The sequence below is a fragment of the Streptomyces sp. NPDC047079 genome (assembly GCF_040643755.1).
In the GTDB taxonomy this organism is placed as follows: domain Bacteria; phylum Actinomycetota; class Actinomycetes; order Streptomycetales; family Streptomycetaceae; genus Streptomyces.
This window is the reverse complement of the sequence record NZ_JBEYUZ010000019.1, coordinates 19,760-38,859: the sequence shown is the minus strand read 5'-3', so window position 1 is coordinate 38,859 and position 19,100 is coordinate 19,760. Positions and strand designations below refer to the sequence as shown.

Genomic DNA, 19,100 nt, shown 5'->3' with positions numbered 1-19,100 from the left:
ACACTTCGTTCTGCGCCACCTGCACACCAACCCCAACATCGGCGTCAGCAGGAGGAATCCGAATGAGCAGTCCCGCCGCGCAGGTCCGTCTTCGTCTGCAGCCGCGCGTCCGGGCCGTGGCCGGCATCCTGGCCCTCGTCCTGACCGTGCTCTTCGCACCCGGCGTGGGCCTGGCGTCCTCGTCGCAGAACGCGTATGCCGTCACCAAGCTGACGCAGGCCCAGGCGGAGAGCAGGTTCCGCAGCGCCGGCATCACCTGGTCCTCGTCCGGCAACTGCACGAACCGCAACAACCCCAGCTGTACGTCGTTCGAGCAGCTCAACCTCACCACCGCCCAGGGCGCCGTCACCCTGAAGAACGCCAGCGGTTGCGCGCTCAACATCACCGGCGGCACCGAGACCGGCCACGCCAGCGGCACCTACTCGCACTGGAACGGCTACAAGCTCGACTACAGCAAGTACACCTGCATCGGCAACTACATCAAGACCTACTTCAGCTACTCCGGCCTGCGCGGTGACGGTTACCCGATGTGGACGTCCGGTTCCGGGAACGTCTACACCGACGAGGGCAACCACTGGGACGTCCTCTACTACAACTGCGGCGGCTGCTGACCGGCGCTCCCAGGGCCCGCACCCGGCTCCTTCCGGGTGCGGGCCCTGCCGCGTATCGGGAGCTGCACAGGAAGGTCGGTATTCGGGCAGTTCCACTCCCGGCGGTCGGCACTGGCCTGTGCGGTCACTGCTGACTGGCCGAGCTCTGCCCCAGCCTCTGGGAGCCGGGGGGCGCCTGGTCGTACCGCGTGAGCGCTGTCAGGTCAGCCGCGGGGTACGACCATCGACTGGACGTCGGGCAGGCCACGCCAGTCGTTGGAGGCGACCGTGGCATGAGCCTTGGCCAGTGCGGTGATCCGGGCCCGGGCGTCGGCGACCGCGGGGTTGGTGTCGTCCAGGGCGGGCGGCACGTTCTGCGCGTCGGTCATGATCAGCAGGTAGTGGCGAGTGTCGTACCAGCTCGTGTCGATGGAGCCGCCGAGGTACGTGGCCGCGTCGCCGTCGAACACCACGAACCAGGGGCGCAGCGAGGTATCGGAGTAGCGGGTGCGCGGGTCGCCGGCCTGGGCGCTGTGGACCGACGGGAAGATGTTGGCCTGTGCGGTCCTGCCCTGGGTGTGCAGGTCACGCAGATAGCCCGCGTACTCCTTGTCCGTCCACAGGCTGTCGGTCGGGTTGTTCTCCTCGACGGTGCCCGGAATGATCTCGAAGATCACCTTGCCGGCGAGCGCCTGCCGGGTCGGCCAGTTGTTGGCCTTGGCTGCGTCGTCCAGCGTGGCGTACTGGCCGCCGCCGGGCTTGTTGAGCAGGTCGTTCGGCTTGAAGACCAGGTTGCCGAGGTGGGCGCTGATCGACTGGTCGAGCTTGGCCGGGCTCATCCCGAAGTTGGCCTGGAAACCGGCCTTCATCTCCAGCTTGATGATCAGCGGGGCATGCCCCGGATGCGCGCCGAGCCAGACCCGTACGTCGTCCAGGCAGCTTTCCAAATCCTTGTTGGCGCTGCCGGTGTACAGATCGGCGGGGGTTGACGCGTTGACGCAGTTGTTGCTGTTGCTGGTCAGGCTGTCGTGGCTGACCTTCCACTCCTGGGTGAAGTAGTCGTCCCAGACGTCCAGTTCGATCATCGAGGTGCCCGTGTCGAGCGCCTGCGCGAGATGGGTGAACGCGGCGGGGTCGTAGGTGTTGTGCAGGCCGGACGTGGTGGCGCCCGAGAGCGGGAGCGTTTCCGCTCCGGTGGTGCCGGCGGCTGCCGTGCCGCCTCCGGCGCCGGCGATGGTGAACGCCAGGCAGGCGGTGAGCGCGCCCATCAGCGCCGTACGCAGTCCAACGGAAACCCGGCGGTTCAACTGACCGGTCACGTGTCCTCCAGTGGGTGGCTTTGCGTCAGGACATTGACGGTCACGCATGAATCGACGGAGACATGACATGTAATGCGGTCGGGATTCCTGCTGTCAGCTTCCCCGCTCCAGCGGTATGCGGAATTCGGTCACCAGCGGACCGTTCGTACCGAGCCGCCGTTCGAGGACTGGTGGCTCAGACCGGCAGTAGCCGGGCGATCAGCGCGCTGAGCTGCTCTGCGTTGCGGCACTCGTGCATCTCGACGAGGTCGGCGTAGGCCGGCGCGGCGGAGTCGCCCGTGCCCCACTGGGAGCGTGGCTCGGGGTTCAACCAGTAGACACGGCGGGCGCGTTCGGACAGGTATCGCACGGCCGACAGGTTCGGGTCACTCATGTTCGTACGGGCGTCCCCCAGGACGAACACGGTCGTGCGCGCCCCCACGGCGTCGGCGTACCTCTCGGTGAACTCACCGAACGCGCCGCCGTAGTCACTGCTGCCGTGCCAGCCCGTCACCGTCGCCTCCGTCCGGATGCGGGCGCCCAGGCCCTCCGGGTCGGCCGCGCCGTGCACCAGCATCCCGGTCACCTCGTCGATGCGGTTGACGAAGGCGAACACCCGCACCTTGCTGAACTGGTCGTGCAGCGCCTGCACCAGCAGCATGGTGAAGTCGGAGAATCCCGACACTGAGCCCGACATGTCGCAGAGCAGCACGAGTTCGGGGCGCACCGGGCGGCGCCGGCGCAGTACGGGTCGCATCGGCACCCCGCCCGTCGACAGCGACGCGCGCAGGGTTCGGCGCAGGTCGATCGTGCCGCGTGCGGCACGGCGGCGGCGCGCGGCGAGCCGGGTGGCCAGCTTGCGCGCGAGCGGCTGAACCACCCTCCGCAGCTCCGCCAGTTGGGCGCGCCCGGCGAACAGGAAGTCGACGCGGTCAGGCGTCGTGGCCACCGCCCGTCGCGCGATCTCCTCCCTGCCGCGCCGCTCGGCCACACGGCGCCGGGCCTCCGCGGCGACCTGCCCTCGGAAGACCTCGATGCGCCGGCGGATCTCGTCCTCCAACAGCCGGTCGGCGAACCCGGCCCCCTCGGCCTGCGCCCTGACGGTGTCGCGGACGCGCGCCAGCAGCGTCTGCGGACGGAGCCGGTCGAGCGTCTGGTACGACGACCAGCCGTCCGACCCCGGCGAGGACCCGTACCCGCCGAAGCCGTTCACCGCCTCCACCGCCAACTGCGCCATCAATGCCTGGTCATCGGCGGCCAGCGCGGCCGCGAGCCGGTCCCGCAGAGCATCCCGGTCCGGAGGCGTTCCGGTCTCCGGCCCCCCGACACGAGACGGAAAGTACACATCGAAGACCGCATCGAACGCCCGCCGCTGTCCCGGGTTGTGCAGCAACGTGGCGGCCAGGCCTTCGCGCAGCCGCTCGCGATCCGCCAGGCCGAGCGCCTCCACCGCCTGTGCGGCGTCCACGGTCTCGCCGGTGCCGACCCGGACGCCGTGCGAGCGCAGCGCGCCGACGAGGCCCGTCAGTCGCTCCGCCACCCCCGACTCCGGCGCCACGGCGTTCACACGGCGTCCAGATCGAGCTTGGCCGCTGCCTTGAGGATGTCCTCCTGATGCTTGAGGATCACGCCGAGGCTGTCGCGTACGACGGTGTCGTCGAGGGTGTCGGCTCCGAGCGCCAGCAGCGTGCGCGCCCAGTCGATGGTCTCGGCGACCGACGGGACCTTGCGTAGTTCCATGGCACGGAGCGCCCCGACCACCCGCACCACGGACTGTGCCAGTGCCTCGTCGAGGCCCGGCACCTTGAGCCGGACGATGCGACGTTCCAGTTCCTCGTCCGGGAAGCCGATGTGGAGGAAGAGGCAGCGGCGGCGGAGCGCCTCCGACAGCTCTCTGCTCGCGTTCGACGTCAGCACCACGAAGGGCCGGCTGGTCGCGGCGATCGTGCCCAGCTCGGGGACGGTGACCTGGAAGTCGCTGAGCACTTCGAGCAGCAGACCCTCCACCTCGACGTCGGCCTTGTCGGTCTCGTCGATCAGCAGCACCTTCCGCCCGTCCCCGCGGATGGCGGTCAGCAGCGGACGTGCCAGCAGGAACTCCTCGCTGAAGACGTCCGTGCGCGTCTCGTCCCATGTCTCGTCACGGCCCGCGCTGATGCGCAGCAGTTGCTTGGCGTGGTTCCACTCGTACAACGCCCGCGACTCGTCGATGCCTTCGTAGCACTGCAGGCGGACCAGTCGTGCCCCGGCGACCTGCGCGACGGCCTTGGCCAGTTCCGTCTTGCCAACCCCGGCGGGGCCCTCCACCAGGAGCGGTTTGCCCAGGCGGTCGGCGAGGAAGACCGTCGTGGCGACCGCAGGCGAGGCCAGGTACCCGGTCTCGGCCAGGCGTGCGGAGACATCGTCGACGGATGTGAAGAGCAACGGTGCCTCCCGTGGGCGCGCAAGTCGGACGCTTCCCTATCCAAGCGCTTGCTCATGTCCTGTGTCACTGTGAGAGGGCGCACGTCGCAGAAGTGGAGCGATCGCGTTCGCAGTCCGCAGTGCTTGCAGGGTGAGCGCGGCGACGGTACTCACGCCTGGGGGGTGATGACCGCGCGTCCCTGGATCTTGCCGTCCTGTAGGAGCTGGTAGGCCTCGCCGACGCGTTCCAGGGGGAAGTACTCGACCATCGTCTTGATCTTTTGCTGCTGGGCAAGAGTGATCACTTCGATGAGTTCGGGGATGAAGCCCCAGTAGGGGGAAGCGACCGAGCACTCGTGCGGGGGGCCCGAGAAGCTGTATCTGGATGGCCATCTGGCCCAGACCGCCCGCTCCGATCACCACCGCGGTCGAGCCCGGCCCCAGCAGGTTATTCGCCGCATATGCCATGACCACAAACCCGCTACCAGGGGAATATGATCGCTTCTGCCTGTTTCATCGCCGGACCCCGGAGCTCGTCGTGTGCCGCCATGGCGAGTGAGACTTCGGAGCCGGTGGCAAGGAGCATCACCTGCTGCTCACGCCCGCGGTGAGTTCGTGGCCTCGGTTCACGGGCCATGCTCATCGAAACAGTCCACTGCCGGCCTTGCGCTGCTTCCCGCTACTGCGGGCGTCATGGCAGCGCATACCATAGGGCAGCTCGGCATCGGCCTGTCATTTCTCTGTCAGGCGTGCGTTCCGCCCTGCCTCGCGCAGCGACTTGCTGAGCCGGGAGCGAGTACATGAGGGGGAGCGTGGCCGAGACGCCGCAAAGGGCTGTGCCGCCGCAGACGATGCAGATTTCGTCGTGGCAGCAGGCCGAGCGCAACGCAGCCCGCTGGATGCGCCACTGGGGCTATGCCGATGCCACGGCACGCCCTGGAGGCCCGGACTCCGGCGTCGATGTCCGCGCCACCGGCGCACTGGGACAGGTAAAGTACCAGGCCGCCCAGGTCGGGCGTCCGGAACTGCAACGTTTCGTAGGGGCGCGCCCCTACGGATCGACCGCGCAGCTGATCTTCTTCACCGGCAGCGATTACGCGTCCACCGCCGTGGCCTACGCCCAAGAGTGGAACATCGCTCTGTTCAGGTACGGCCTGGACGGCACGATGACGCCGGTCAACGACACGGCACGCCGCATCCACCGCTCTTGCGCACCCCCCGTGCCCACAGCGGTTCGAAACCCCGAAACGGCGGGGGCGCAGACGTTCTGGCGGCGGAACTGGCGCGTGGTCGCGGGTGTTTGTCTCCTCATGGCACCGCTGGGCTCGATCGGAGACGAGAAGACCTACACCGGCCCGCTCGCCCTGGACGTCCTGAAGTTCGTCGGCATCCTTCTGACGTGCTGGTCGCTGGGCGCGTTCCTGATCGCCGCACGGGCCGGCGTCCGTATCAACCTCCAGATCCGGCCCTTCCGGGTGGCCATCGCTGCCCGGTCAGGCGCGGCCCCGGCGGCAGCGGTGGGCAGAACTCGTGCGCCACGCCCCGCGCTTGACCGTGCCACTGGGGCCTCGGCAACACAGCGGGACGGCTTGGTGGCCGAGGCCGCAGGTCTGCTCCGTGCCGGCAGCAAGCAACATCACGTCGACAAGATCCTTAGAGAGCGAGGCGTCGGATTCATGGAGCGAGGCCGCATTCTCAACGAGGCCAAGGTACTCAACAGACGTCCCTGAGCAGCGGCCTCACTCCGTTACGGATCGGAGGCGCCCGTACGCCACCACGACCGTATCGTCGGTGGTCGCCTCGGCCCTCGGACACCCCCGTGACGACGGCCACGACCTCACGGTCGCGGCCCTCGTTGCGTGGCCGTAGGTGATCCCCCGGCCTTTGGCGATCACGGTCACCGGCGGGCAGGTCGGCGACGCGCCTTCGTGCGCCGCCACGATGGCGCGCTCCGGGTCTCCCTTACTGGGCAGGCCGTACGGGGACAGCGGCCGGGGGACACGGTCGGTCCGGGTCGGGCCGAGGTCAGCAGAACCAGCCGTCCTGGACCCAGCCATGGCGGTTGATGTTGCCGTAGGCGAAGCCGTAGGCCCAGCCGCTCTGCTTGCTCTCCACGGTGAAGGTCTGGCCCTTGTACAGGGTCCCCATCCAGGCGCCGCCGGGGTCGGTGCGCACGTACAGGTCCTGGGCGCACACGGTCTCGCGCTGGCCGATCGTGCCGTTCGCGGCCTGGGCGGGCCCGGCGGCCAGCAGGAGCCCCACGGTCAGGGCTCCCCCGGCTACGACTGCTCGGACGGTCCGGAATGCGGGCATGACGATTCCTTCCGAAGGTAGGGGCGGGGGCGGAACGGGTCTGGAAGGGGGCGGCTCACCAGGAGCCGTAGCCACCGAGGCACTCGTTGCGGACATAGCCCCAGTCGCCCTTGCCGAAGTCGAAGGTGGCGGCCCAGCCGTTGTAGACGGGGTGGACGCCACGGGTGTGGCCGACCTTGTCGCCGTAGTAAAGGACTCGGATCAGTCCGCTGGGGCCGGAGGAGCTGTTGTAGTTGGCGTAGAAACTGGCACTCTGGCACACGATCACTGCGTGCTCGGGAGCCACCGCGGCCTGGGCCGGCTGGGCCACCACGCCGATCGCCGCGGCGGCGACCGTGGCCACCGAGGCGGCCAGGGCCTTCGTCGCCATCCTCATGTTTCGTCCTCTCCTGTCGCCGGGGGGCATCCGATCCGCGGGTTCCGTGTGACCGCCGGGGCAGACGTCAACACCGCCCAGAAAGCCGGGCGTTGCGGATCGGAGTGCGACACAAGAATGACCTCCCGTCGTCTATGCGGGTAGACGGGCGAAGTGAAATTTACATGCCCACGCCATTACGTGGAGCGCCCGCGGACATGCGCATGGGTGACCCGGCGTCTGTTGCCCTCGGTCACGGCGACCCTGCGCCACTCCGGACACCCGGAGCACGCCACGGTGGAGCTGGAGCTGCGCAACGCCGGCGGCACCGAGGTGGCCTTCACGCTCACGCCGAACGACTTCGCCGGAACGGAGCAGACGGTGTGGGTCGGGGGCGGCGACCCCACCCGGCTGACGTGGCGCACCGACGACGGGCGCTACGACGTCACCGTCACCGCGGGCACCGGCACCCGGTTCGTCCGGCGCTACGCGGGAACCGTGCACGCCGGGTCAGCCGTCGCCGGGGTGGGACCGGGCGCCGGCTGCGGCCCGGGTCCCTCCCACTCCCGGCGGTACGTTCACTCCTCGGGGCGAAGTTGTATAGCCAACTTCTCCGACCGTCACAGGGGGACACGTCCTGGAGGTGTCTCCGGAGTGGCGGCGTGGCGAATCCCGCCCCCTGGTCGGCACGGCCCGGCGGCGACCTCCGCTGCGCCGCGGTAGGTCCCCGGTCGCCGAAATGCGCGTGTGCGACGCCGCCGTCCCGTTCTGCGAGCGGCGAGCAAGAGTTCTGCCATGCCGGCGGGATGCCGAGTGACAGCCGGCGGCGACACCACTGTGGGCCGTGTCCCTGGCCGCGGAGATCTCCGTGGTCGGCTGTCGTCGACAGCCGACCGGCCGCCCCGCCCATGCCGATCTCACCACAGTAGGACGGGACGTCACCCGTCCGGCGGAACTCGCGGTGGGCCGGCCTGTCACCCGTCCGGAAGACGAGGCGGCACCGGACCGGGAGTCGGTCGTCCTCCCCGCGCCTCGTCATCCGCGGGACCACGGCGGCGCCCTAGAGCCGGTAGGACGCGGCCTGGCGGGTCCGGCAGGCCGCGCCTCACGGCGTCGGCTACGTGCCGTCTCCTGATGCGTGCCTTAGCTCACCGTCTCGTTTCTCGGGCACTCGACACGCGGGTCTCTCGGTAAAGGATTAGCCTGAGACGCAGACGCGCCTTTCAGGTTCCCCGCAGACCGGAACCCCGGCCCGATTCCGGCGGGCCGGGGTTCTCGTTGTGTGGTCACGCGAGTGACCGTGTCAGTACCCCTTGTCGTCACGGTGGACGACACGGAAGCTGCCCACCACACCGTGCCTGACCTTCACGCCGCCCCTGACGCGGCGGGGGAAGAGGCCGTTGCTGGAGCTGTGGGGACCGACCGTGGCGATCGGAGCGCCGTTGTCGCAGGTCGCACCGTTGAAGACCTCGACCGTCTTCTTGCTGTCGTTGCGGACGTTGAGGCTGTTCGCCCCGAGGCCGCTGACGACCGTGATGCAGCCGTGGTCGTGGGCGGAGTACTCCCGCTCGTTCACGAAGATACGACCCTCGCGGTGGTGCTTCTTCTCGTGGTCGTTGTCGTCGTTGTCCTCGTCGTCGTGGTCCCGGCCCTCGTTGCCCTTGGAGTTGTCTCCGTTGCCGTTGCCGTTGCCGTTGCCGTTGTTGCCGTTGCCGTTGCTCCCCTGGGGGTAGGCAGGGGCAGCCGGCGCGCCCGCCGCCGGAGCGGCGGCCGGGGCGGCAGCGGGGGCCGCGACCGCGGCCGCCTGGGCCGGCTCGGAGGCGGCGTTGGCGTAGGTGATGCCGGTGGCCACCAGAGCCGCGCCGGCCGCCAGCGCGGCGGTCACCACAGTGGAACGCGTTGCCATGTTGTTTCTCCTGTCTGAGAGACGTCGGCTGTGAGCCGATGCGAGATTGAACGTACAGATCATCTTCTTGTGTGTCATATCAGACATGCTGAAAATATGAAGAAGAATACGTTTGGAGTAATGGTGGCGCTGACGACCCGTCATTCCGGGCCCGGCGGGGGTCGTCGGCGCGGGCCGCACGTGGGTAGGTCTCCGGCCCCCGGTACGAGGTGACGCCTTATGGGTTCCTCATGTGACGTCAACTGATCCCGGCCAAGCCGGTATTGGTGTGGGTACCGGGGGAGCGGGCCGGTGATTCCGGTGCCGGACGGCGGGTGGGCCGACCGGCTGACGGGACACCCGCGCCGACGGGCGCACTCACCCGGGGACGGGGTGAAGTGACGGGTCCGGTCGCGGTCCCGGGCGGCGGGCACGGCGAACGGGTGAACCGGTCGCGGCGTCGGCGTGTCGCGTTCTTGGGCGGCCGCGGACGGGTGACATACCGACAGGCGGCGTGATCGGAGCGCTCCTAAGCTGACCTCAAGACCCGTGACCTGCGTCGTGCGCAGGGCCGCGGCTCCGCTCACGGTGGGAGGCGGCCCATGGCGCGTTGGTGTGGACGGTTGCGTAGAGGTGTGGCGATTGCCGCCGCGGCGGCGGCGATCGGGCTGCCGGTCGCCGCCGGGGCCGTGTGGGGAGCCGTGCACGGGGTGGCGGAGGTCGGGCCCGCCACCGTCGATGTCGCCGTGCCGCACATACCCGGTTCCGCGCCCCCGTCCGCAGATGAGGCACCGGGCCTCGGCCCCGAGGTGAAGCGGCGGCTCGATGCGGCCGTCCGGGGGATCATGAAAGAGGCGCGCGTTCCCGGTGTGACCGTGGGGCTGTGGATGCCCGGCAAGGGCACTTACGTACGTGCGTTCGGGATCGCCGACCAGCACAACGGCCTCCCTATGGCGCCGGATCTGTACATGCGGATCGGCAGTGAGACCAAGACGTTCACCGTGACGGCGTTGCTCCAGTTGGCCGACCGGGGCAGGGTGGCCCTGGACGATCCGATCGGGAAGTACGTCGACGGTGTGCCGGGAGGAAGTCGGATCACCCTGCGCCAGTTGGCCGGGATGCGCAGCGGACTGTTCAACTACTCAGAGGACGAGGCCTTCTTCAGGGCGCTGACGTCCGATCCACGGCGGTCGTTCACACCACGGCAGCTGCTCGGCTACTCCTTCAAGCATCCCGCGCTGTTTCCGCCCGGGCAGAAGGTCGACTACTCCAACACCAACCTGCTCCTGCTCGGCCTGGTCGTGGAGAAGGCCGGCGGCCGGCCGCTGGGGGACTACATCCGGGACAACATCCTTCGGCCGGCCGGGCTGGGTCATACGCTCTTCCCGTCCGACGCCGCCTTCCCGGGCCCGCATGCTCAGGGGTACACGAACCAGACCGCGAGCGGAGAGATCGAGAACGCGACCGACTGGAACCCCTCCTGGGCCTGGGCGGCCGGTGCGATGATCTCCGACCTGCGGGACCTGCGGGTGTGGGCGCGCACGGTGGCCACCGGCACCCTGCCCGACGGAACCCCCCTGATCAGTCGGGCCCTCCAGAGGCAGCGGCTCACGGTGCGACCGACCGCCATCCCCGGTGCCGGGTACGGGCTCGGCGTCTTCGATGTCAACGGGTGGATCGGGCACAACGGGTCGCTGCCGGGCTACGAGTCCTTGACCGTCCACCTCCCGTCGGCGCGGGCGACCCTAGTGGTTCTCCTGAACACCGACATCGACCATGGCGGGCAGGAGCTCAGCACCCGCTTCGGTGAGGCCATCACCAAGATCGCCACGCCGGGGCACGTCTTCAGCCTGCGGGTACGGCCGACGGCCGGGTGAGGGCCCGGGCCTCCCGCTGCCCATGGGGGAGGCCCGGGCCCGGCGGGAACCCGGAGGCGCGGCGGCGGTCCCCCGGTCGTCGGCCGGGCGCGCACCGGCCGCACACCTCTTCGAAGTCTCCCGTTTCGAGCGGGAGTTGACGCGGCTCGGTGCGTGGCTCACATCACAGCGGGCCGTGGGGTGAATGTGGAGCGCGGCTTCACATCTTCATGGCATGCTCACGCCCTGTTACCCGTCGGTATTCACGGACCGCCGGGTTCTTTCGGCAACCCCCCACCACCACAGGACAGGTCTTGCGTATCCGCAAGTGGCACCTGCGTGCCCTCATGCCCGCACTCACCGCATCCGCCCTCCTGCTCGCCTCCGGCTGCTCATCGGGGCCCGGTCCTTCCTCCGACTCCGCCGCGGCGCCCGCCGCGCAGGCCGAGGCATCCGCCGCGGCGGCCAAGGACTCCGACCGGCCACTCGCGGTCGCGGCAGCCCCCGCCGCCACGCCCACCGCGCTCGCCCGGCCGGGCGAGACCGGCGGGCGGGCCCACCGCAGCACGCTCAAGGTGAGCTCCTACGACCGCCACACCCGACGGGCCGTCATCTCACAGGCCGTCAAAGGGACGCCGCGTCCTTCCGTATCGTCCACGGCGCCAGGGTCGTCCGCGGCCCCCGAACCACCGACGGCACCCCCGTCCGGCACCCCGAGCCCCTCTGTCGAGCCGGGGCGGATCGCCGTCGGCGACGTCATCGCCAGCGCACCCGCGCCCGGCGCTCCGGACGGCCTCCTCGCCAAGGTCACCAAGGTGATCGGGGAGAGCGGTGACGGCACCGAGGTGCAGACCGCGCCGACCACCCTCGACACCCTGCTCGGTGACGACCAGGCCAAGGGCACGGTTCCCGTCGACCCCTCGTCCTTCGATGTCGAGCGGCTGCTGCCCGATGTGAAGGTCTCCTGGGCCAAGACGGGGGAGATCCACGCCGGGCCCGAGGGGGCGAAGGTCCCGCTGGGCAGCCTGCGCGTCGACCTGCGGGCCGACGTGCCCACCCCCGCGGGTGCTCCGGTGACGGCGGACGCCACCGTGGCCGGGTATGTGCAGGTCGCTCCCGAGGTCGACTTCTCCTACGGCGGTGGCGGCTCGGGCAGCGCCGCCGCACAGGCCGGGCCCGTCTCGGCGTTCCTCGGCGTGTCGGGCGACTGGACCTCGCAGTGGTCCCTGAAGGGCCGCGCCGGGGTGTTCGCCAAGCCGGTGCGGGTGCCGTTCGCGAAGCTCCACGCCGACCCCGTCCTCCAGGTCGGCCCGATCCCCGTCGTCGTCAACCTCGACCTGACCTGCTATGCCGAGATCAGCGGCGACGGCAGCGTGACCGTCGCGGTGGAACAGGACCTCAAGGGCGACTTCAAGGCCGGCGGCACCTTCGCCCCGGGCAAGGGGTGGACCCCCGTGAACGAGTCCTCGATGACGAGCACACCGGTGCGCACCTCCCTCATGGCCGCGGGGAACGTCAAGGCGGTGCTGGGCGCGCAGGCCGCCGTCGGCCTGTACGGCGCGGTGGGCGTCACCGCCGACCTTGCGCCGTATCTGCGCGGCGAGGCGTCGGCCGCGGCGAGCGCGGCGGCGGGCCCGGGCACGCGACCCACGGCCACCGCGGTCGGGTCGTGGGCGCTGTACGGCGGTGTCGACCTGACCGGCGCGCTGCACCTTCAGCTGTCCGTCTTCGGTACGCCCTTCTTCCGGCACACGATCCCCCTGGGCGCGCTGCACCGGGAATGGAGGCTCGCCGGAAGCAGCGTGTAGCGGCCTGGAGGGGTGACCGGCCCGGGCGCCGTCCGTCCCGTGGGACGTTCCGCCCATCCCCGGAACAGGGAGACGGAATTCCCGGTCCGCGGCATGGAAACGCTGGGCGATGTCAGATCACGCCTCGTGATCGGCAACGTCAGCACGGAGGTTTCCATGATTCGTCGGACTCTGCAGGGCGGCCTGCTGGCCGCGGTCGCGATGCTCTCGCTCGTGCCCGCGGCCGCGGTCGCCGCGGACGGCGACCGGGCCATGTCGGCGCCGGTCGTCGCGACGGTCCCGCACCGCCAGCACACGCTCCCCGCCCCCGTCCGGCACACGCCGGTCCGGCACCGCGCCCCCCGCTCCCTGTCCTGCCACCGCTTCATCCGCCACGGACACCATGTCCGTCACGCCGGCTACGCCTGCCACCTTCGCCACATCCCGCGCAGGGCGTACCCGCACCACAGCGGCTACGGCACGCGCACGGCGTACCGGCACCACTCGTACCGTGTCGTGGGGCGTGTCGCCACGCGTCATGTCGCGCTGAACATCCGCTCCGGTCCCGGCACCGGCTATCGCGTGGTGGGACACCGCCACGCCCAGGGCAGGCTGCTGCTGGTCTGTGAGAGGCACGGTTCGTACGTCCACGGCAACCGGCACTGGTACCGGCTCGCCGGCGGCAGGGGCTACGTCTCCGCACACTACGTGCGTACCCGCAGCGCCGTGCCCTGGTGCTGACGTGCCCGTTTCCCCTCTCCGGAGGGGCGGCCTGCCCGGTCACCCGCGGGTGCCGGGCAGGCCGTTGGCGCGCCCCGCCCCGTAACTGACCTTGTTCATACCGGTTTCCATGTGTGGCGGCACCACAGTCCCGGGAACACATCCCGACAAGCAAGGGCGAACCGCCCAAAGTGGAATCGGCGTTGAGGGACAGGCAATGCGACAGCCCCAAGGATCCAGACCGTGAAGGCCGGCGCAGCACAGACGGCGGCGACCCCGCCGGTGGAGCGGGACGGACCGTTCGTGACGGAGCTGCGCGGCCTGAAAGAGCGCACCGGTCTCAGCCTCGCGGCCCTGGCCGCACGTACCCCGTACAGCAAGTCCGCCTGGCACCGCTATCTCAACGGCGCCCAGCGGCCACCTCGTTCGGCCGTGGAGGCACTCGCCCGTCTCGCCGGTGTGGAGCCGGCCCCCGTACTGGCCCTGTGGGAGGCGGCCGACCGTCCGCAGGGCCCGTACGAGCCGTCGTCCGACGTCCCCCCGCGGCCCGTCCGGACCCGGCGACTGCCCCTGTCGGCCCTGGCCCTGTTCGTCGCGGCGGCCGCGGTGGCCCTCACCCTCGTCGCGGCACACCGCTCCGGGGCGCCGTCCGGCCGTCCGGCCGCGGCCTCGCCCCGCTGCCGGGGCGTGTCCTGCCAGGGGCAGCTACCCGATGTCTCCGCCTGTGACCGGGACGCGCAGACCAAGAGCGCCGTCCGTGACGCCTCCTACGCGGTGCGGCTCCGGTACTCGCCGTCCTGCGGCGCCGCCTGGGCCGAGGTGCGGGCGCGGGCCACGGCTGCCCGCGTGATCTCCGTCCGGTCGGGGCGGGACGTGCTCTCCGCGTCGTACCCGGGAGACGGCACCGCGGGGTCGAGCAGCCCCATGCTCGCCGTGACTTCACCCGAAGGGGTGGAGGCGTGCGCCGAGGTGGACGGCAAGGTGGCGTGTACCGGCCTGGATAGGGAACCGGCCGGGATGCGCTGAGTGGATGATCGGCCTGGAGTGGACGCGCGGGGTGTGCCGTGCCGGCATTCTCAGCCTGACGAATGTCCTACATGTTGTAGGGTTTGGCTCGTTCGCCCGGCCGGTCGGTACCGGCCGGCCCGTTGTCGCCGATCGGGGGATCCGCGTGCAGGAGTCCGACGTGCCGTCACCAGCGGCAGGCCCGCCCTTCGACCGGATGGTGGACCGGGCGCTGGACTCCCCGGAGATCGCGGCGGCGATCGCCGCCGGTGCGGGCGCATCCCGTGCGGAGCTGCGCGGGAGGGCCCTGGCGGCGCGCGCCGACCTCGTCGGTGTCGCCCCCGCAGAGTACGGCCACTACCTCGCGCTGCGGACCACCGCCTTCGACCGTCACGGTCACACGGGTGACCACGAGGGCGCGCGGAGCGATCCCGCGCAGGACGGCGGCTGTACGCAGAGTGGTGCTCCGGGCCACGGCGCCTGTACGCAGGGTGATGCCGGGGGAGGCGGCGGGCGCACCCGCGGCGGCGTCCCGGGCGGCGACGGCCGTACGAAGGAGGGGATCCTGCCGGTTCTCGCGGTGCTCGTGCCGAGCCTCGGGGCCGTGGCCACCGGTGTGTTCCTGCTGTGCGGCTTCGGGCTGCGGGCCTTCGCCGTGCGCCCGCACATCGGCGACGGGCTCGTGATGGCCGGGGTGATCGCCGCCGCCGTCACGGCAGGCGCGGCTCTCGGGGATCTCGCCTGGATCCTGGTGACGGGCGCCCGCGGCCGTTCCCGCCGCGGCGGCGACGATCCCGCCGAGCGTGATCCCGAAGTGCGCCGGGCTCGTGAGGTCTGGGAGAACGCCGTGGTGGAACGGGGAATCGTGCCGTTCCTGCTGGAGGGCGTGGAGTCGGCGCGCACCGATCCGGCGTGCGCCTCCCAGGGACGAGCCGTGGGAACGGAGGGACGGGCTCGGTAGGCGCGCCGGGCCGGAGCCGGAGGAGTGGACCCGTCCTTGCCTGACTCCTACCCTCGACGGGGTTGCCCGCACTCTCACCGACGGTAGTCTCGGGAAGAGTGCCCGGGAGAACCAAGGGCAGACCGTCCCGCCCCCAGTGTCCGCTTCCGTCCACGCCGGTCGCTCCGGCTTCTCGTCAAGGTGAGTCCTCGCGGTGCCCGCACAGCAGCAAGCAGTGATCCCCCAGCAACGCGCCCGGCATCCGCAGGGCACCTCGGAGGGGCGACCGCCGCTCCTTGCACGCCTGCGCCCACGCGCGGCCGCCGCCACGGTCTGGTACCTGCGGCTGCAAGCCGTGCTGAACATCGTGGCGGTCCTCTCGCTGCCCTTCCGCGAAGAGGTCCACGAGCACAACGTCGGTGAGTTCTTCACGCCCTACCTGGCCACCGCCGGACTGGTCTCGGCGGCCCTCGCCCTGTTCCTGGCGCTGGTGATGCGGCGCCGCAAGCGGGCCGCGTGGATCTTCAACATGCTGCTGGCCGGTCCCCTCTTCGCGCTCTACGTCCTCGCCCTCACCCAGGACGACTACCGCCCCCACGTCTTCAACTGGATCTCTGCCCTGCTCACCGGCCTGTTCGTGGCCGCGCTCCTGATCGGCCGCAGGGAGTTCCAGGCCGTGGGCGACCGCTCCAACCCCCGGCTCGCGCTGATCGTGGGCGCCTGCGGCATCCTGATCAGCGGCGGCGTCGGCACCCTGCTGGTGAACGCCACCAACAAGGTGGCCGGGGCCACCCTGACGGACAAGATCGCGTACACGCTGCTGCGAGGCGTCAGCGTCGGCCCGCTCGCCGACCGCATCGACGCTGTGCAAGCGCCGCGCTGGGTGGACATCATCATCAACCTGCTGATCGCGGTCTCGTTCCTGCTCGTCCTGTACGCCTGCTTCCGGGCGCCGCGCGGCCGGGAACTCCTCGGCGAGGCGGACGAGCAGCGCTTGCGCGCCCTGCTCGCCAAGCACGGCGAGCGGGATTCCCTCGGCTACTTCGCGCTGCGCCGCGACAAGGCCGTGATCTGGTCTCCGAGCGGCAAGGCGGCCATCACCTACCGGGTGGTCGGTGGCGTCACCCTGGCCTCCGGCGACCCGATCGGCGATCCCGAGGCATGGCCCGGCGCCATCGACGCATGGCTCGCGGAGGCCCGTCGGCACGCCTGGACGCCCGCCGTCATGGGAGCGAGCGAGGAGGCCGGAACGATCTACGCCCGGCACGGTCTGGACGCCCTCGAACTGGGTGACGAGGCGATCGTCGAGGTCGCCGACTTCAGCCTCGAAGGGCGCGCGATGCGGGTCGTGCGGCAGGCGTACAACCGGGTTCGGCGGGCCGGGTTCACCGTGCACATCCGCCGCCACGGCGACATACCCGAGTCCGACATGGCCACCTTGATCGAGAGGGCCGACCACTGGCGCGACGGCGGCGGCGAGCGCGGCTTCTCCATGGCCCTGGGCCGCCTCGGCGACCCGGCCGACGCCGACTGCGTGATGCTGGAGTGCCGTGACGACCGGGGTGAGCCCCGGGCCCTGCTCAGCTTCGTCCCCTGGGGCGAGCAGGGACTGTCCCTGGACCTGATGCGGCGCGACCGCGGCTGCGAGAACGGCCTGATGGAGTTCATGGTGATCGAGCTGCTGCTGCGCGCCCCCGAACTCCGCATCAAGCGGGTGTCGCTGAACTTCGCCATGTTCCGCGCCGTCTTCGAACGCGGCTCACGTCTCGGTGCCGGGCCCGTCCTGCGGCTGTGGCGCTCGGTGCTGACCTTCTTCTCCCGCTGGTGGCAGATCGAGTCCCTCTACCGCGCCAACGCCAAGTACCGTCCCGTGTGGGAGCCGCGCTTCCTGCTGTTCGAGAAGAGCAGCGACATCCCGAGAATCGGTATCGCCAGTGCCCGCGCCGAGGGATTCCTGACCGTGCCGGGCCTGCCGTCCCTCTTCCGCCGACGGCACGCCCCGGCCGGCGGGCAGGGGCAGCCCCCGCTCGCCCACGAGAAGGGTCATTGAGCGGCAAAGTTCCGGGTCCGGGCTGAGACGGGACGCGTCGGGCGACGTACAGGGGGCGGGGGCCGCACCCCTCCCGCGCCGCCCGCTCCTCCCGGAGGTACCCCGCCCGTGACCATCGTCAAAGCACCCCCGGCCCCGGTCGACCGGCGCCACGACGAGGAGCCTTCGCAGGGCTGGCAGTTCACCTCCTCCCACGGCCTGGTCCTGCTGCTGCTCCTGCTGGTCGTCGGGCAGGGCCCGATCCGGCGCGCGCTTGGGGCGCCCGTGATGCAGAGCTGGATGACCGTGTTCCTCGCGGTGGTCGTCCAGGCCCTGCCCTTCCTCGTCCTCGGCGTCCTGCTGTCCGCGGCCCTCGCGGTGTTCGTCCCGCCGTCGTTCTTCGCCCGCGCACTGCCGAAGCGGCCCGCCCTCGCGGTGCCGGTCGCCGGGGTGGCCGGGGCGGTCCTGCCCGGCTGCGAGTGCGCCTCGGTCCCGGTCGCGGGGGCGCTGGTGCGCCGGGGTGTCACGCCCGCCGCGGCGCTGGCCTTCCTGCTGTCCGCTCCCGCGATCAACCCGATCGTGCTGACCGCCACCGCCGTCGCGTTCCCCCGCAACCCAGGGATGGTCCTCGCCCGGTTCGTGGCGAGCCTGCTGGTGGCGTGCACGATGGGCTGGCTGTGGCAGCGCCTTGGACGCACCGACTGGCTGAAGCCGCCGGCCCGCGCGTCCTACGAGGGGCACAGCAAGGGGGCCGCGTTCTGGGGGTCCGTACGGCACGACGTGATGCACGCGGGCGGTTTCCTGGTCGTCGGCGCCATGGCCGCGGCCACTCTCAAGGCCGTGGCGCCGGCGAACTGGCTGCGTACGGCGGCGGACCAGCCGGTAGTGGCGATCCTCGCGCTTTCGGCCCTCGCGGTGCTGCTGTCGATCTGTTCCGAGGCGGACGCGTTCGTCGCCGCGTCGCTGTCCCAGTTCTCGCTCACCGCACGGCTGGCGTTCCTCGTGGTGGGGCCGATGATCGACCTGAAGCTGTTCGCGATGCAGGCGGGCACCTTCGGGCGCTCCTTCGCGCTGCGGTTCGCGCCCGCCACGTTCGCGCTGGCGGTCCTTGCGTCGGTCCTGACCGGGGCGGTGCTGCTGTGAACCGTCAGGCACAAGCGGCCGTGCTGTTCCTGGTCGGCGGGGCGATGCTGCACGCCGGCACGACCTCGCTGTATCTGCGCTACGTCAAGGCCGGGCTCCAGCCGCTGCTGCTCGCCGCCGGGGCCGTCCTGATCGTGGCCGCACTCGCGACCGTCCGGTACGAACTGCGCCGGTCGCGAACGGCCCGGCGGCGCCCAGACCGGGCGGAGCCGCACGACGTCGTCCTCGGCGGCCACGACGACGGCCACAGTCACGGCCACCGGGAGCCGCGGATCGCCTGGCTGCTCGTGCTGCCGCTGTTCGCCCTGATCCTGGTCGCCCCGCCCGCGCTCGGCTCGTACAGCGCCCTGCGCGCCGGAACGGCCCTCCAGCCGCCCCTGGCCTACCCGGCCCTGCCCTCCGGGGACCCGGTCCCGCTGAGCCTGGTGGACTACGCGGGCCGCGCGGCGTACGGCCACGGACACTCCCTCGGCAACCGCACGGTGGAGATCACCGGGTTCGTCGCCCTCGACCACGGCGGCACCCCGTACCTCGTCCGCATGGCGCTCAACTGCTGCGCCGCCGACGCCCAGCCCGTCAAGGTCGGCCTGACCGGGAAGCTGCCGCCGGTTCTCCAGCCCGACTCCTGGCTGCGGGTCACCGGCACCTACAGCGCCCGGCGGGCCGAGGACCCCGTCAACGGCGGCGTCATCCCGTTCCTCGACGTCGTCGAGGCCACGCCGGTGCCGACGCCGAAGGACCCCTATGACGAGAGCTGGAACCAGTGACGTCCCGGC

The 19,100-nt window shown here is 70.9% G+C and carries 18 protein-coding genes; 11 read left to right on the top strand and 7 right to left on the bottom strand.

All coding sequences use genetic code 11. The features are described from left to right. Positions 1-62: 62 nt before the first annotated feature. Positions 63-611: a hypothetical protein gene (locus ABZ823_RS23160; RefSeq protein ID WP_361663478.1), complete on the top strand. Its 549-nt coding sequence runs from the start codon at positions 63-65 to the stop codon at positions 609-611. A gap of 203 nt (positions 612-814) precedes the next feature. Here the strand turns inward: ABZ823_RS23160 and ABZ823_RS23155 are convergent, their stop codons facing one another. The 4 genes from ABZ823_RS23155 to ABZ823_RS23140 all read right to left on the bottom strand — a co-directional run bounded on the left by ABZ823_RS23155 (position 815) and on the right by ABZ823_RS23140 (position 4,596). Beyond that, a complete protein-coding gene (locus ABZ823_RS23155; protein WP_361663475.1) occupies positions 815-1,909 on the bottom strand; it encodes a phosphatidylinositol-specific phospholipase C domain-containing protein in 1,095 nt (364 codons plus the stop codon). Positions 1,910-2,084: 175 nt separating this feature from the next. Then, complete coding sequence (locus ABZ823_RS23150; protein WP_361663644.1) at positions 2,085-3,446, bottom strand: VWA domain-containing protein; 1,362 nt, start codon at positions 3,444-3,446, stop codon at positions 2,085-2,087. 5 nt (positions 3,447-3,451) lie between these two features. After that, a complete protein-coding gene (locus tag ABZ823_RS23145) occupies positions 3,452-4,312 on the bottom strand; it encodes a MoxR family ATPase (protein ID WP_361663472.1) in 861 nt (286 codons plus the stop codon). Positions 4,313-4,461: 149 nt separating this feature from the next. Then, positions 4,462-4,596: a hypothetical protein gene (locus tag ABZ823_RS23140; RefSeq protein WP_361663469.1), complete on the bottom strand. Its 135-nt coding sequence runs from the start codon at positions 4,594-4,596 to the stop codon at positions 4,462-4,464. Positions 4,597-5,103: 507 nt separating this feature from the next. On the opposite strand from ABZ823_RS23140, the gene ABZ823_RS23135 reads away from it, so the two are divergent. After that, positions 5,104-6,021: a restriction endonuclease gene (locus tag ABZ823_RS23135; RefSeq protein ID WP_361663467.1), complete on the top strand. Its 918-nt coding sequence runs from the start codon at positions 5,104-5,106 to the stop codon at positions 6,019-6,021. Between the two features lie 295 nt (positions 6,022-6,316). Here ABZ823_RS23135 and ABZ823_RS23130 read toward each other — a convergent pair whose 3' ends face one another. Both ABZ823_RS23130 and ABZ823_RS23125 read right to left on the bottom strand, forming a co-directional pair. Further along, positions 6,317-6,604, bottom strand: a complete 288-nt coding sequence (locus ABZ823_RS23130; protein WP_361663464.1) for a hypothetical protein — start codon at positions 6,602-6,604, stop codon at positions 6,317-6,319. A 55-nt stretch (positions 6,605-6,659) separates the two neighbouring features. Continuing rightward, positions 6,660-6,980, bottom strand: coding sequence for a hypothetical protein (locus ABZ823_RS23125; RefSeq protein WP_361663461.1), 321 nt, complete (start codon positions 6,978-6,980; stop codon positions 6,660-6,662). A gap of 207 nt (positions 6,981-7,187) precedes the next feature. Here ABZ823_RS23125 and ABZ823_RS23120 point away from each other — a divergent pair, with 207 nt between their 5' ends. Continuing rightward, positions 7,188-7,682 carry a phospholipase domain-containing protein gene (locus ABZ823_RS23120; protein ID WP_361663458.1) on the top strand — a complete coding sequence of 165 codons (495 nt, stop codon included), beginning with the start codon at positions 7,188-7,190 and terminating at the stop codon, positions 7,680-7,682. Positions 7,683-8,262: 580 nt separating this feature from the next. Here ABZ823_RS23120 and ABZ823_RS23115 read toward each other — a convergent pair. Beyond that, complete coding sequence (locus tag ABZ823_RS23115) at positions 8,263-8,865, bottom strand: hypothetical protein (RefSeq protein WP_361663455.1); 603 nt, start codon at positions 8,863-8,865, stop codon at positions 8,263-8,265. Between the two features lie 581 nt (positions 8,866-9,446). Here ABZ823_RS23115 and ABZ823_RS23110 point away from each other — a divergent pair. The 8 genes from ABZ823_RS23110 to ABZ823_RS23075 all read left to right on the top strand — a co-directional run bounded on the left by ABZ823_RS23110 (position 9,447) and on the right by ABZ823_RS23075 (position 19,091). Then, entirely contained in the window at positions 9,447-10,721 is a 1,275-nt protein-coding gene (locus tag ABZ823_RS23110; RefSeq protein ID WP_361663452.1) for a serine hydrolase domain-containing protein, read from the top strand. A gap of 326 nt (positions 10,722-11,047) precedes the next feature. Further along, positions 11,048-12,508 (top strand): hypothetical protein, encoded by a 1,461-nt coding sequence (locus ABZ823_RS23105; protein ID WP_361663641.1) that lies wholly within the window; start codon positions 11,048-11,050, stop codon positions 12,506-12,508. 156 nt (positions 12,509-12,664) lie between these two features. Then, entirely contained in the window at positions 12,665-13,228 is a 564-nt protein-coding gene (locus ABZ823_RS23100) for a hypothetical protein (protein WP_361663449.1), read from the top strand. Positions 13,229-13,450: 222 nt separating this feature from the next. Then, positions 13,451-14,233: a DUF2690 domain-containing protein gene (locus ABZ823_RS23095; protein WP_361663446.1), complete on the top strand. Its 783-nt coding sequence runs from the start codon at positions 13,451-13,453 to the stop codon at positions 14,231-14,233. A gap of 160 nt (positions 14,234-14,393) precedes the next feature. Further along, positions 14,394-15,173, top strand: coding sequence for a hypothetical protein (locus tag ABZ823_RS23090; RefSeq protein ID WP_361663443.1), 780 nt, complete (start codon positions 14,394-14,396; stop codon positions 15,171-15,173). 283 nt (positions 15,174-15,456) lie between these two features. Then, positions 15,457-17,202 carry a phosphatidylglycerol lysyltransferase domain-containing protein gene (locus tag ABZ823_RS23085; protein ID WP_361663637.1) on the top strand — a complete coding sequence of 582 codons (1,746 nt, stop codon included), beginning with the start codon at positions 15,457-15,459 and terminating at the stop codon, positions 17,200-17,202. 108 nt (positions 17,203-17,310) lie between these two features. After that, entirely contained in the window at positions 17,311-18,324 is a 1,014-nt protein-coding gene (locus ABZ823_RS23080) for a permease (RefSeq protein ID WP_361663440.1), read from the top strand. Continuing rightward, positions 18,321-19,091 (top strand): TIGR03943 family protein, encoded by a 771-nt coding sequence (locus ABZ823_RS23075; protein ID WP_361663437.1) that lies wholly within the window; start codon positions 18,321-18,323, stop codon positions 19,089-19,091. The genes ABZ823_RS23080 and ABZ823_RS23075 overlap by 4 nt, the downstream gene beginning before the upstream one ends. Positions 19,092-19,100 lie beyond the last annotated feature (9 nt).